General features: G+C 63.0%; 12 protein-coding genes and 2 rRNA genes. 7 read left to right on the forward strand and 7 right to left on the reverse strand.

Annotated elements, in window-relative coordinates:
* Positions 1 to 2,347, forward strand: a 23S ribosomal RNA gene (locus tag C793_RS0103330); the annotation flags it as partial.
* Between the two features lie 96 nt (positions 2,348 to 2,443).
* Positions 2,444 to 2,559: ribosomal RNA gene (gene rrf, locus C793_RS0103335) — 5S ribosomal RNA — on the forward strand.
* Between the two features lie 143 nt (positions 2,560 to 2,702).
* Here the strand turns inward: rrf and hisC are convergent.
* Complete coding sequence (hisC, locus tag C793_RS0103340; RefSeq protein ID WP_017429540.1) at positions 2,703 to 3,764, reverse strand: histidinol-phosphate transaminase; 1,062 nt, start codon at positions 3,762 to 3,764, stop codon at positions 2,703 to 2,705.
* A gap of 153 nt (positions 3,765 to 3,917) precedes the next feature.
* Between hisC and C793_RS0103345 the strand changes: the two genes are divergently transcribed.
* From C793_RS0103345 to mnmH, 4 genes are all read left to right on the forward strand, one after another.
* Positions 3,918 to 4,367, forward strand: a complete 450-nt coding sequence (locus C793_RS0103345) for a copper resistance protein NlpE N-terminal domain-containing protein (RefSeq protein ID WP_017429541.1) — start codon at positions 3,918 to 3,920, stop codon at positions 4,365 to 4,367.
* A 119-nt stretch (positions 4,368 to 4,486) separates the two neighbouring features.
* Positions 4,487 to 5,863, forward strand: coding sequence for a DNA repair protein RadA (gene radA, locus C793_RS0103350; RefSeq protein WP_017429542.1), 1,377 nt, complete (start codon positions 4,487 to 4,489; stop codon positions 5,861 to 5,863).
* A gap of 73 nt (positions 5,864 to 5,936) precedes the next feature.
* Complete coding sequence (gene selD / locus C793_RS0103355; protein ID WP_017429543.1) at positions 5,937 to 6,974, forward strand: selenide, water dikinase SelD; 1,038 nt, start codon at positions 5,937 to 5,939, stop codon at positions 6,972 to 6,974.
* Positions 6,971 to 8,077 (forward strand): tRNA 2-selenouridine(34) synthase MnmH, encoded by a 1,107-nt coding sequence (mnmH, locus tag C793_RS0103360; RefSeq protein ID WP_017429544.1) that lies wholly within the window; start codon positions 6,971 to 6,973, stop codon positions 8,075 to 8,077. Before selD ends, mnmH begins: the two co-directional genes overlap by 4 nt.
* Positions 8,078 to 8,107: 30 nt before the next feature.
* Here mnmH and C793_RS0103365 read toward each other — a convergent pair whose 3' ends face one another.
* A complete protein-coding gene (locus C793_RS0103365) occupies positions 8,108 to 8,797 on the reverse strand; it encodes a type 1 glutamine amidotransferase (RefSeq protein WP_017429545.1) in 690 nt (229 codons plus the stop codon).
* Positions 8,798 to 8,936: 139 nt separating this feature from the next.
* On the opposite strand from C793_RS0103365, the gene C793_RS0103370 reads away from it, so the two are divergent.
* Complete coding sequence (locus C793_RS0103370) at positions 8,937 to 9,530, forward strand: YjaG family protein (protein ID WP_017429546.1); 594 nt, start codon at positions 8,937 to 8,939, stop codon at positions 9,528 to 9,530.
* A gap of 24 nt (positions 9,531 to 9,554) precedes the next feature.
* Here C793_RS0103370 and C793_RS0103375 read toward each other — a convergent pair whose 3' ends face one another.
* Genes C793_RS0103375 through hisB form a run of 5 tightly spaced genes read right to left on the reverse strand, consistent with a single transcriptional unit; the run spans position 9,555 to position 12,901 of the window.
* Positions 9,555 to 10,103: a hypothetical protein gene (locus C793_RS0103375; RefSeq protein WP_017429547.1), complete on the reverse strand. Its 549-nt coding sequence runs from the start codon at positions 10,101 to 10,103 to the stop codon at positions 9,555 to 9,557.
* A 1-nt stretch (position 10,104) separates the two neighbouring features.
* Positions 10,105 to 10,878 carry an imidazole glycerol phosphate synthase subunit HisF gene (hisF, locus tag C793_RS0103380; protein ID WP_017429548.1) on the reverse strand — a complete coding sequence of 258 codons (774 nt, stop codon included), beginning with the start codon at positions 10,876 to 10,878 and terminating at the stop codon, positions 10,105 to 10,107.
* On the reverse strand, positions 10,875 to 11,621 hold the full coding sequence (gene hisA / locus C793_RS0103385; protein WP_017429549.1) for a 1-(5-phosphoribosyl)-5-[(5-phosphoribosylamino)methylideneamino]imidazole-4-carboxamide isomerase: 747 nt from the start codon (positions 11,619 to 11,621) through the stop codon (positions 10,875 to 10,877). The genes hisF and hisA overlap by 4 nt, the downstream gene beginning before the upstream one ends.
* 34 nt (positions 11,622 to 11,655) lie before the next feature.
* Entirely contained in the window at positions 11,656 to 12,297 is a 642-nt protein-coding gene (gene hisH, locus C793_RS0103390; RefSeq protein WP_017429550.1) for an imidazole glycerol phosphate synthase subunit HisH, read from the reverse strand.
* 10 nt (positions 12,298 to 12,307) lie between these two features.
* Positions 12,308 to 12,901 (reverse strand): imidazoleglycerol-phosphate dehydratase HisB, encoded by a 594-nt coding sequence (gene hisB, locus C793_RS0103395; RefSeq protein WP_017429551.1) that lies wholly within the window; start codon positions 12,899 to 12,901, stop codon positions 12,308 to 12,310.
* Positions 12,902 to 13,173 lie beyond the last annotated feature (272 nt).

Genomic DNA, 13,173 nt, shown 5'->3' on the forward strand with positions numbered 1-13,173 from the left:
TGACCGCGTACCTTTTGTATAATGGGTCAGCGACTTATTGTCTGTAGCGAGCTTAACCGACGAGGGGAGGCGTAGCGAAAGCGAGTCTTAACAGGGCGCACAGTTGCCGGCAATAGACCCGAAACCGGGCGATCTACCCATGGCCAGAGTGAAGGTTGCGTAACAGCAACTGGAGGCTCGAACCCACTTATGTTGAAAAATGAGGGGATGAGCTGTGGGTCGGAGTGAAAGGCTAATCAAGCCCGGAGATAGCTGGTTCTCCTCGAAAGCTATTTAGGTAGCGCCTCACGTATCACCGCCGGGGGTAGAGCACTGTTTCGGCTAGGGGGTCATCCCGACTTACCAACCCGAGGCAAACTCCGAATACCGGTGAGTGCGAGCGTGGGAGACACACAGTGGGTGCTAACGTCCACTGTGGAAAGGGCAACAACCCAAACCGTCAGCTAAGGTCCCCAAATACCGGTTCAGTGGGAAACGAAGTGGGAAGGTTCAGACAGCCAGGAGGTTGGCTTAGAAGCAGCCATCCTTTAAAGAAAGCGTAATAGCTCACTGGTCGAATCGGCCTGCGCGGAAGATGTAACGGGGCTAAACCGGTTACCGAAGCTACGGACGCATCCGTCGGATGCGTGGTAGAGGAGCGTCGTGTACGCCGACGAAGGTGGATTGAGAAGTCCGCTGGAGGTATCACGAGTGCGAATGCTGACATGAGTAACGATAAAGGGCGTGAAAAACGCCCTCGCCGGAAGACCCAGGGTTTCTGTTCGACGCTAATCGGAGCAGAGTGAGTCGGCCCCTAAGGCGAGGCCGAAAGGCGTAGTCGATGGGAAACGGGTCAATATTCCCGTACCGGACTGTATGGCGATGGGGGAACGAAGAAGGCTAGGTGAGCCGGGCGACGGTTGTCCCGGTGAAAGTGCGTAGGCTGGAGAATCAGGCAAATCCGGTTCTCCCGGGCCGAGACACGAGACGAAGACACTCCGGTGTTGAAGTCATTGATGCCACGCTTCCGGGAAAAGCCTCTAAGCTCTACATACAGTGCGACCGTACCCCAAACCAACACAGGTGGTCAGGGTGAGAATCCCCAGGCGCTTGAGACAACTCGGGTGAAGGAACTAGGCAAAATGGTGCCGTAACTTCGGGAGAAGGCACGCCGCCACGCCGTGACGCCCCTCGCGGGTCGAGCGGAAGGCGGTCGAAGATACCAGGTGGCTGCAACTGTTTACTAAAAACACAGCACTCTGCCAACGCGCAAGCGGACGTATAGGGTGTGACGCCTGCCCGGTGCCGGAAGGTTAAGTGATGGCGTTAGCTCCGGCGACGCGCTTGATCGAAGCCCCGGTAAACGGCGGCCGTAACTATAACGGTCCTAAGGTAGCGAAATTCCTTGTCGGGTAAGTTCCGACCTGCACGAACGGCGCAATGACGGCCACGCTGTCTCCACCCGAGACTCAGTGAAATTGAAATCGCCGTGAAGATGCGGTGTACCCGCGGCCAGACGGAAAGACCCCGTGAACCTTTACTATAGCTTCACACTGGACGCTGATGATGCCTGTGTAGGATAGCTGGGAGGCATGGAACCCCGGTCGCCAGACCGGGGGGAGCCACCCTTGAAATACCAGCCCGGCATCATGGGCGTTCTCACTCCGATCCGTGATCCGGATCGAGGACCGTGTGTGGTGGGTAGTTTGACTGGGGCGGTCTCCCTCCCAAAGTGTAACGGAGGAGCACGAAGGTACCCTCAGCACGGTTGGACATCGTGCAGTGAGTGCAAGAGCACAAGGGTGCTTGACTGCGAGACAGACACGTCGAGCAGGTGCGAAAGCAGGTTCTAGTGATCCGGTGGTTCTGCATGGAAGGGCCATCGCTCAACGGATAAAAGGTACTCCGGGGATAACAGGCTGATACCGCCCAAGAGTTCACATCGACGGCGGTGTTTGGCACCTCGATGTCGGCTCATCACATCCTGGGGCTGAAGTCGGTCCCAAGGGTATGGCTGTTCGCCATTTAAAGTGGTACGCGAGCTGGGTTTAGAACGTCGTGAGACAGTTCGGTCCCTATCTGCCGTGGGCGCAGGATGTTTGCGAAGGGCTGCTCCTAGTACGAGAGGACCGGAGTGGACGCACCTCTGGTGTTCCGGTTGTCACGCCAGTGGCATTGCCGGGTAGCTAAGTGCGGACGGGATAACCGCTGAAAGCATCTAAGCGGGAAGCCCCCTTCAAGATGAGACATCCCCGAGGCCGTGAGCCTCCTGAAGGGCCCAGCAAGACGAGCTGGTTGATAGGCCGGGTGTGGACGCGCTGCAAGGCGTTGAGCTAACCGGTACTAATGGCCCGTGAGGCTTGCCCCTATAACACCCAAGGGGTCGGGTCGCAGGACAACGAGAGACGCAACACCGTCGGATACGCGAGACGTGTCACAGCAGCTTGATATACGACCGGTCATGCCTGACGACCATAGCGGGCGGGAACCACCTGAACCCATGCCGAACTCAGCCGTGAAACCGCCCAGCGCCGATGGTAGTGTGGGGTCTCCCCATGCGAGAGTAGGTCATCGTCAGGCACGTACAGTGCAGAGAACCCGGCCGAGTGCCGGGTTTTTGTGTGGGCGGGTTTTATGCGTGGGCGTAGGAAAACTGGCCGCCGCCTCCTACGTAAAGCCCTTTTATAAAGCCCTTTTATATTGATGGTTTTGCAACTGGCCGCTTATCTGCAGAGTACTTCCAGCGTTTCCAGCAGGGTGTTCATTTCGTCGTCGGTGCCGATGGAGATACGTAAAAAGTTGTTGAGTCCTGCCTTGTTGAAGTGGCGCACCAGAACGCCGCGCTCGCGCAGGCCGGCAAACAGCTGCCCGCCGTCGTATGTGCTGTGCTGTACCAGCAGGAAGTTGGCAGAAGAGGGCAGAACCTCGAATCCCAACGATTCCAGCCGCGTTCGGGTACGCTCGCGGGTGGCCATGACGCTATTGCGACAGGCATCGAAGTGTTCGGTATCTTTCAGTGCCGCGATGCCGATCTCCTGCGTCAGGCGGTCGACGGGGTAGGAGTTGAATGAGTCCTTGACCCGGTTGAGGCCTTCGATCAGTTCCTCTGAGCCGATGGCGTAGCCCAGGCGAATCCCGGCAAGACTGCGGGATTTGGAAAACGTGCCGGTGATCAGCAGGTTGGGATAATGCCGGGTCAGCGCCACAGCGCTTTCTGCACCGAAGTCGACATAGGCTTCATCCACCAGCACGACGCGGTCGGTAACACGCTGCAAAAGCGATTCCAGCGCAGCGGGCGAATGCGCGTGGCCGGTAGGCGCGTTGGGATTGGCCAGAATGACGCCGCTTCTATCGTGTGCCTCTGCCAGTGCCGCCAGATCCGTTTCCCGTTTCCCATTCAGGGGATGCTGCCGCAGTTCCACGCCGTAAAGCCGGGCGTAGACCGGGTAGAAGCTATACGTCACCTCGGGCACATCCAGCGGCGCGTCGTGGCAGAAGAAGGCCTGAAAAGCAAAGGCCAGAACTTCATCCGAGCCGTTGCCCACAAAGACGTTGTCGGCCGGCATGTCGTAGGTATCGGCCAGCGTTTGCCGCAGCGCCGTGGAAGTCGGATCGGGGTAGAGGCGCAGCTGGCTGGTGGCATAGTTGCGCAGCACCTCGCCAACACCCGGCGCAGGCGGGTAGGGATTTTCATTGGTGTTAAGCTTGATGACCCGATCAACGGGCTGCTCGCCGGGTACGTAAGGCGTGAGCTTACGCACGGCGGGACTCCAGAACTGGCTCATTGAACATGACCTGAATCGGTTGGCACTGTGACGTTATGGTCGCTTGGGAGGAAAAAAAGCGCAAGTTACGTGCAGGGGTGGGCGTGATAGCGTGAAGCCGTTATGCTGTTACCAGCGTTTTTTGACCAGTTTGATGTAATGAGGAGAGACACCATGCGCTTGAGAAGCATGCTGATCGGGTCGGCGATGCTGTCATTGCTGGCCGGCTGTGCCGGCGGGCCGACGGATTCCGCCAGTCAGGAGTCCATCGAGCCGGCGGTAGCGACCTATCAGGGCTCCCTGCCTTGCCGCAACTGCGACGGTATCGGTCTGGACGTGGAATTGACCGGTGAGGAAGCGGACGCCATGAAGGATCGAACCTTCACGCTGACGGCGTCCTACATGAATCATCCGCAGAATCCGCCGGATGAGGATTACGCCGGCAACTGGGAAGTGCTGAGCGGCACCCCCTCCGATCCGGATGCCACCGTCTATGAGCTGACGCCGAATAACGAAGGCCAGACGTACTATTTTCTGCGCATGAATGAAAGCACGCTCGAGCTGATCGATCCCGAGCGTCGCCGCTTTGAAAACGGGGAAAAGCTGCGCCTCAAGCGCCAGTGATAAATCCTCGCTGACAGTGCAAGTCAAACACAGCAAAGGCGGCCCGGGGCCGCCTTTGCTGTGTCATGGTGGTATCACCCGGATTGTCTTGTCATGGCTAACGTAAAGGAGCGTGCCGCGTGGCCAAAGCCAAAAGCGCTTTTGTGTGTACCGAATGCGGTGCCGAATTCCGCAAGTGGCAGGGGCAGTGCAGCAGCTGCCGGGAATGGAATACGCTCAGCGAGGTGCAGCTGGCCGCATCGCGCCCCGGCGCTGCTACGGGCGCCTCTTCGGGACGCGGCGGCTATAGCGGTGCGCTGACGCGGGAAGTAGTGGATCTGGGTCAGGTCGACCTGAGCGAAGTGCCGCGCATGACGTCCACCTTCGGCGAGTTTGACCGCGTGCTGGGCGGCGGTCTGGTGCCCGGATCGGCGGTGCTGCTGGGCGGCCATCCCGGCGCGGGCAAGTCGACGCTGCTGCTGCAGACGGCGTGTTTACTGGCTCAGACCCGGCAAATCATCTATGTCACCGGCGAAGAATCGCTGTCCCAGGTGGCCATGCGAGCGCACCGGCTGCAGCTGCCCACCCAGGGCCTCAAGATGCTCGCGGAAACCAGCATCGAGACCGTGCTGGCGGTTGCCCAGCGGGAAAAGCCCGACATTCTGGTCATCGACTCCATCCAGACGATGCACCTGGAAGACATTGCCTCGGCGCCCGGGGGCGTGGCCCAGGTACGCGAGTCTGCCGCGGCGCTGACGCGTTTTGCCAAGCAGACCAGCACCGTATTGCTGCTGGTGGGGCACGTGACCAAGGACGGCACCCTGGCCGGCCCCAAGGTACTGGAGCATATGATCGACGCCTCGCTGCTGCTTGAAGGCGGGTCGGATTCGCGTTTCCGCACGCTGCGCGGGCAGAAAAACCGCTTTGGCGCGGTCAACGAGCTGGGCGTGTTTGCCATGCTGGAGCAGGGGCTGAAAGAGGTAAAAAACCCCAGCGCTATCTTTCTCTCCCGCAATGAAGAGCAGGCGCCGGGTAGCCTGGTCATGGTGGTGTGGGAAGGCACCCGCCCGATTCTGGTCGAGGTCCAGGCGCTGGTGGATGAGTCGGCGCTGGGCAATCCGCGTCGGGTAGCCGTCGGGCTGGACCATAACCGTCTGGCGATGCTGCTGGCCGTGCTCAATCGCCACGGCGGGCTGTTTACCGGCGATCAGGACGTGTTTCTCAACGTGGTTGGCGGGGTCAAGGTGCTGGAAACCAGCGCCGATCTGGCCGTGCTGCTGGCGGTGGTGTCGAGTCTGCAGAATCGCGCGCTGCCTCGGGAGCTGGTGGTGTTCGGCGAAGTGGGCCTGTCGGGGGAGATCCGCCCGGTACCAAGCGGCCAGGAGCGCATTGCCGAAGCCGCCAAGCACGGCTTTACCCGGGCGATTGTGCCCCGCGCCAACGCGCCCAAAACTTCCCCCAAAGGCATGACCGTCACCCCGGTCGACAAGCTCAGCGATGCGCTGGATGCCCTCTAGTGTGCGCTGCAATGGTAAGCTGACCGCCTTTCAAACCGCGCTGTTTGTTTCAAACGCCCAGGGAGACACCTCAATGAGCACTATCCGCCTGACGCAATACAGCCACGGCGCCGGCTGCGGCTGCAAGATCGCCCCCGATGTGCTGGACGGCATCCTCGCCAAGGCCGGGCCCCCCGCGAGCAGCGAGCGTCTGGTGGTCGGCAATCAGGGCCGCGAAGACGCCTGCGTGTATGATTTGGGCGACGGTCGCGGCATGATCGCGACCACCGACTTTTTCATGCCCATTGTCGACGATCCCTTTGATTTCGGCCGCATTGCCGCGACCAACGCGATTAGCGACGTCTACGCCATGGGCGGCGACCCGGTGATGGCGTTGGGGATTCTCGGCTGGCCACTGGACCAGCTCGATGTTGCTATCGCCGGCGACGTCATGGCCGGCGCTCAGGCGGTTTGCCGCGAGCACGGCGTAGCGCTTTCCGGCGGGCATTCCATCGACGCCCCGGAGCCGATTTTCGGCCTGGCGGTCAACGGTCTGATCGACCTGAAACGCCTCAAGCTCAACAGCGCCGCGCAACCCGGCGATCTGCTGTTTCTCACCAAGCCGCTGGGCGTGGGCATGCTCACCACGGCGGAAAAACGCGGCCTGCTCGCCGATGAACACCAGGGCCTGGCCCGGGAAACCATGCTGGTGTCCAACCGTATCGGCGTCGAGCTTGCCGGCGTGGACGGCGTGCACGCCATGACCGACGTCACCGGCTTTGGCCTTGCCGGCCATCTGAGCGAAGTCTGCGCGGCCAGCGATGTTGCCGCAACGCTGGACTTCAGCCGCCTGCCGCACCTGCAAGCGGCGGAAAACTATCGCCGCCAGGGCGCTGTTCCCGGCGGTACCGGGCGCAACCGCGATGCGCTGGGCGCGGCGCTGCCGGCCATGGACGACGCTCACTGGCAGTGGCTGTGCGATCCGCAAACCTCCGGCGGGCTTTTGCTGGCGGTTGCCCCGGACAGCGCGGCAGAGGTCCAGCGCCTGGGCCGCGAGCACGGTCTGGAACTGGAAGCCTTTGGCGTATTGAAAGCGGCTGCCGGCGATGCTCGAGTCGAGGTGCAAGGGTGAACGATGACCGCGTAGACGCCGATGCCGCCCTGGTAGGCGATGGCAGACCGCTGGTCGACGTGCGCGCCCCGGTAGAGTTTGCTCAGGGCGCGCTGCCGGGCGCCGTCAACCTGCCGCTGATGAACGATGACGAGCGCCATCAGGTGGGTGTCGCGTATAAAAACCACGGTCAGAAAGCCGCTATCGAGCTGGGGGAAACCCTGGTCAGCGGCACGTTGAAAGCCGCCCGGGTGAACGCCTGGCGGGACTATCTGGCCGCCTACCCGGACGCGTTGATTTACTGTTTTCGTGGCGGCCTGCGCTCGCGTATTGTCCAGCAGTGGCTGTGGGACGCCGGCCTGAGCGCGCCGCGTATTGACGGCGGCTGGAAGGCCATGCGTCAACGTCTCTGCCAGCGCGTCGATGCCGCCGCGGAACAGCCCATGCTGGTGGTCAGCGGGCTCACCGGCTGCGCCAAGACGGTGCTGATCAACCGCCTGGCGAACAGTGTCGACTTGGAAGGGCTGGCCCGCCACAAGGGCTCGGCGTTTGGCCGCATGCCCGAGCCGCCGCCATCGCAAATTGATTTCGAGCACGCGCTGAGTAAACGCCTGATGTCGCTGCCGGGCCCGCTGGTGCTGGAAGACGAGTCGCGCCGGGTCGGCAGCGTCAACGTGCCGCTGACGTTCTGGGAAGCCATGGAGCAGGCGCCGCGCATTCGCGTGGAAATGCCGCTGGATTGGCGGCTGGATCAGCTGCAAAAGGACTACATCGTTGATCTGGAGCGTGCCCACTGCGAGCGCTTCGGTGAAGAGGAAGGCTGGCAGCGCATGCAGCAACAGCTCGGCAATGCGCTGCTGCGGCTGAAGAAGCGCCTGGGCAGCGCGCGGCTTGGCCGCCTGCAGCGGCTCCAGGCGCTGGCGTTTTCCGCTCACGAACAGGGCGACCGTCAGGCCCACGAGGCCTGGCTGGCTCCGCTGCTCACGGAATATTACGATCCGCTGTATCGCTACCATCTGGCGCGCAAGCAGGAAGCCGGCCTGCAGGAATACCACGTCGGCGACTGGGCCAGCTGCCTTGAAGCCGCCCAACAGTGGCAGGCCGAGCATGACCCGGCGCGGTAGCTGGGGGAATTGGGGGCGTTGTCGGGTACGTCAGCCCTGCGTCGCTGACTGCAGCCACTGACTCAGCACCCGGTCGAGTAAAGGCGCCAGACGGTTAAAGCTGTCGTGGTCGGCGCGTATAGCTTCCGCCGGCTGACGGTAGTCGTCGCGACCGGCGGGCGGCGTTGCGTTTTCCAGCAGTGTGGCGACGCTTTGCGGCGTGGCGTGCAGCTGGCCCAGCAGGCCCATCACGCGGCTGCCGTCCCAGGCAAAACCCTGCACCGGCGCGGCGGCCGTGGCGCCCAGCGGCAGGGCGCCATCCGGCAGGCTGAAAACCGTGCGGTGCCACATGAAGGCGGCAAACTGTTCGGGCAGGTCAAAAGGCGTGTGCTCGGCCAGCGTCAGGGGATGAAAGCCGACTTCGGGAAAGGTACCCGGTGCCACCGTTGCCCCCAGCGCATCGGCGATCAGATGCGCGCCGAGGCCAATCCCCAGCAGGGGCTTGCGGCCGTCGAGATAGCGCTCGATCAGCTTTTGTTCCCCCCGCTGCCAGGGCGGCGGTGAGTCCAACAGGGCTTCATCACCGTCGAGAACGATCAGCGCATCGCTGTCCCCGGGGCGCGGCGCCAGCTCGCCGTCATCCAGATGAAACACGGTATGGCTGTGGCCCATGCTGGAAAGCCAGTCCGCCAGGCGCGCCGGCCCGTGGTGCGGACCATGCTGTAGCAGATGAACGTGCATGATAGTCTCCTCACCCGATAAAGATTTCCCGATAATCGCTGTACCGGCAAAACGAGCGTTGCCCTGGCGGGCACGCCAGGCGCAGCCATTTTGCACAGGCGGCCCGAACGGCGTGGGGAACACGCACAGGAAGTTTAACATGGCATCGACACAACCGGGCTTTTACCAACGCCTGCAGCAGCTTGATCTACCGGCCCAGCAAGCGTTCATGGCCGCGCTGTGCGAGCGTCAGCTGCCCAACTATGCGCTCTATGCGCAAACCACCGGCCACGGCGACTTGCATACGCTGCGCACCGTGCTGGATCTGGTCTGGGAGCAGCTGGCTGTGCCCGGCGCCAGTATCGACTTTGACCGCCAGGCGGAAAAGCTTGCCGAGTGCGAGCCGCCCGCCGATGACGACAGCTTTGGCGCCCGCCGGGCACTTGACGCCGTGGTATCGGTGTCGTCGCTGCTGGATACCCTGCGCGGTGAGGCGCTCGAAGCGGTGGTCGACGTCAGCCGGACGTCGCGGGCCGGCGTGCGCGGCTTTATCGAGCTGACCGAAGGCGAGGAGGAGGCGGAAAAGCTGGCGCTGCTGATCCGCGACCATCCGCTGACCGAGGACGAAAACGGTTTTCAGGACGCGGTGCTGGACAGCGTCTCGCAGCCGCTGGGCAAGACAGTGCTCAAGGATATCCGCCGGCTGGGCAAAAACGATGGCGTCAGCAACCTGGGCCTTACGCTGGAATCCTGAGGCCTCTGGATTCCGCCCGCCGGGCTAGATGCGGATGCCGGCGTTAAGCAGCACGCCGGCGGTGCCGAACAGTACCAGGTCGGTTTCCACCCGCCCCCGGCGCACGCCCATCGAGGGCAGAATGGCCGGGGCGATGCCGTAGTGGTTGAACGGAATCTTGTGCTTTTTATTGCCCTTGTAGCCGCGCAGGGCACCGGCGGTGAGCTTGGCGCGAACCTCCCATTCGGGCGCCGGCCGCCACAGGGCAAATTCGCGCCCGGCGTAGAAGTACCACACCGGCTGGTCGAAGGAGTTTTTCAGCCAGGCCGTGCCCGCCATCCAGCGGTCGGGGTTGTGCACCTCCACGCCGATCAGGTTCTGGTCCTCGTTATACCCTTCGCTGCCCGAATAGTGCTGGGTGGTCAGGCTGGTTTGTACAAAGGTGTGGTCGTAGCGCCAGAAGCTGCTGTTGGTGTCGTCGCTGTGGCCATTGCCGGCGTTGTCGGCAGCCACGGGCAGCGCGGAAAGGCCAAGCGCCGCGCCGAGCAGCCAGCGGCGTGTGCGGGCAGCGCGCGTATGAGGTGGGTAGCGCATATCAGAGCCGCATCTCGACGCTGCGTTCCGCCATGTAACGCTTGGTTTCGGGGATGCTGTATTCGCCGAAGTGAAAAATACTCGCGGCAAGTACCGCATCGGCGCCGCCCTTGAGGACGCCGTCTACCATGTGGTCGAGGGTGCCCACCCCGCCCGAGGCAATAACCGGTACGCCAACGGCTTCGGCCACGGCCCGGGTCAGGCCCAGGTCAAAGCCTTCCCGGGTGCCGTCCTGATCCATGCTGGTCAGCAACAGCTCGCCGGCGCCGTAATCGACCATCTGTTGCGCCCAGGCCACCGCGTCCAGCCCGGTCTCGCGCCGGCCGCCGTGGGTGAAAATCTCCCAGCGCGGCTCTTCATCATCGCCGGAGACGCGCTTGGCATCCAGCGCCACCACGATGCACTGGCTGCCAAAACGCTCGGCGGCTTCGCGAACAAAGGTCGGGTGGGTGATCGCGGCGGTATTGATGGCGACCTTGTCCGCGCCCACGTTGAGCATGGTGCGGATGTCGTCGCAGCTGCGGATGCCGCCGCCCACGGTCAGGGGAATAAAGACTTCGCCGGCAATGCGCTCGACCATGTCCACGGTGGTATCGCGGCCTTCATGGCTGGCGGTGATGTCGAGAAAGGTAATCTCGTCGGCGCCCTGCTGGTTATAGCGCTGGGCGATTTCCACCGGATCGCCGGCATCGCGGATGCCGATGAAGTTGACGCCCTTGACCACGCGGCCGGCGTCGACGTCGAGGCAGGGAATAATGCGTTTGGCCAGGGTCATGCTTGTCCTCCGCTCAGCCGGTCGCTGAGGCGCTGGGCTTCCGCGACGTCAAGGCTGCCTTCGTAAATGGCGCGGCCGGTAATTGCGCCCAGGATGCCGTTGTCAGCGGCATGGCTCAGCGCCTGAATATCATCAAGGTTGGTAATCCCGCCCGAGGCGATTACCGGCAAGCCGCCGTCTCGGGCCAGCGCCGCCGTGGCTTCGACGTTAACGCCCTGCATCATGCCGTCCCGGGCGATATCGGTATAGACGATGGCCGAGACGCCGTCGTCGGCAAAGCGCCTGGCCAGATCGGTGGCCCTGACGGTGGATACCTCGGCCCAGCCGTCGGTGGCCACGAAGCCGTCCCGGGCGTCCAGCCCCACGATGATGCGGCCGGGAAACGCGCGGCACATCTCGCTGACAAACGCCGGCTGCTTCACCGCCTGGGTGCCGATGATCACGTAGGACACCCCGGCATTGAGGTAGTGCTCGATGGTTTCGGCATTGCGGATACCGCCGCCGATCTGGATGGGCAGGTCCGGGTAGGCCCGGGCAATGGCGGTGACCGCCTCGCCGTTGACCGGCCGGCCGGCAAAGGCACCGTTGAGATCGACCAGGTGCAGGCGCCGGGCGCCGGCGTCGACCCAGCGCGCCGCCATGGCCACCGGGTCGTCGCCGTAGGTGGTGGCGTCGTCCATGCGGCCCTGCTTCAGGCGCACGCACTGGCCGTCTTTCAGATCAATCGCGGGGATGACTAGCATGTCAGTGTTACCTTGTTAAAGCGCGCAGGGCGGATCAGGGCGACCAGGTCACGAAATTTTCCAGTAGCTTGAGGCCGGCGCGCGAGCTCTTTTCCGGGTGAAACTGTACGGCAAAGGTGGATTCGTGACCAATGGCGACGTGGGCGTTGATGTGGCCGTACCGGGTCGAGCCGAGAACGTCGGCTTCCTCGGCCGCCTCCACGTAGTAGCTGTGGACAAAGTAAAAGTGTTCGTGGCTGTCGATGCCTTCCCACAGCGGATGGTCGCCGCGCTGATCGACGAGATTCCAGCCCATGTGCGGTACTTTCAGCCGGGCATTGTTGTGGTCGCGCATGCCGTCGGGGAAGCGCCTGACCTCGCCCTTGAACGTGCCCAGGCAGGTGACACCGCCGCTTTCCGCGCTGTGTTCCAGCAGCATTTGCTGACCCACGCAGACGCCCAGCAGGGGCTTGCCCTGGCGGGCGAGGACGTCTTCCACCAGGCCGCGCAGATCCAGGCGCTCCAGCTCGCCCATGCAGTCGCGGATGGCGCCCTGGCCGGGCAGGACCAGACGCGTTGCGCCCTTGATGCAGCGCGAATCCCGGGTAATGATCACCTTCTCGTGGGTGACGTGCTCCAGCGCCTTGGCGACGGAGTGCAGGTTGCCCATTCCATAGTCGATGACGGCAATGGTCATGGCGTGCTCCTTATAAACGGCCTTTGGTCGACGGCATCTGCCCGGCCATGCGCGGATCCTCGGCGACCGCCATGCGCAGCGCGCGGCCGAACGCCTTGAAAAGGGTTTCGGCCTGGTGATGCACGTTGGTGCCCTTGAGGTTGTCGAGGTGCAGCGTGACCGCCGCGTGGTTGACAAAGCCCTGGAAAAACTCCTGAAACAGCTGGGTATCCATCGACCCCACCGTGTCCCGGGTGAAGGCCACGTCCATGAACAGCCCCGCGCGTCCGGAGAAGTCCACGACCACCCGCGAGAGCGCTTCGTCCAGCGGCACATAGGCGTGGCCATAGCGATAAATGCCGCGCTTGTCGCCAATCGCCCGGGCAAACGCCTGCCCCAGGGTGATGCCGACATCTTCCACCGTATGGTGGTCGTCGATATGCGTATCCCCCGTGGCGCTGATATCCAGATCAATCAGGCCGTGGCGGGCGATCTGGTCGAGCATGTGATCGAGAAAGGGCACGCCGGTTTCGCCGTTGAGTCGGCCGGCACCGTCGAGATCCACGCCGACCCTGACCTGCGTTTCCTGAGTGTCACGGCTGACCGTGGCGCTACGCGCTGACATGATGGTTCTCCTGCGCAAGGGCGCCCCCGTGGGCGACGCCGGTGGCAACCCGCACCCTTTGGCGCGGTAAACAGGTCAGCGCCCGGCGGGCTTCGGCAAGGAAGGCCCGGCAAGGCGCAGACCACCGGATGAGCAGGGCAAACCTGCGAATCAAGCGACTGTGACTCAAATATGGCTCCAGGATGAGTCGAGCCGCCATTATAGTGAATCCGCCCGCCCATCGGCTACAATGGCCGGACAATACTCGCCTGACAGACCGGGCCAGGAGGACG

The organism is Vreelandella jeotgali Hwa (genome assembly GCF_000334215.1).
GTDB lineage: Bacteria > Pseudomonadota > Gammaproteobacteria > Pseudomonadales > Halomonadaceae > Vreelandella > Vreelandella jeotgali.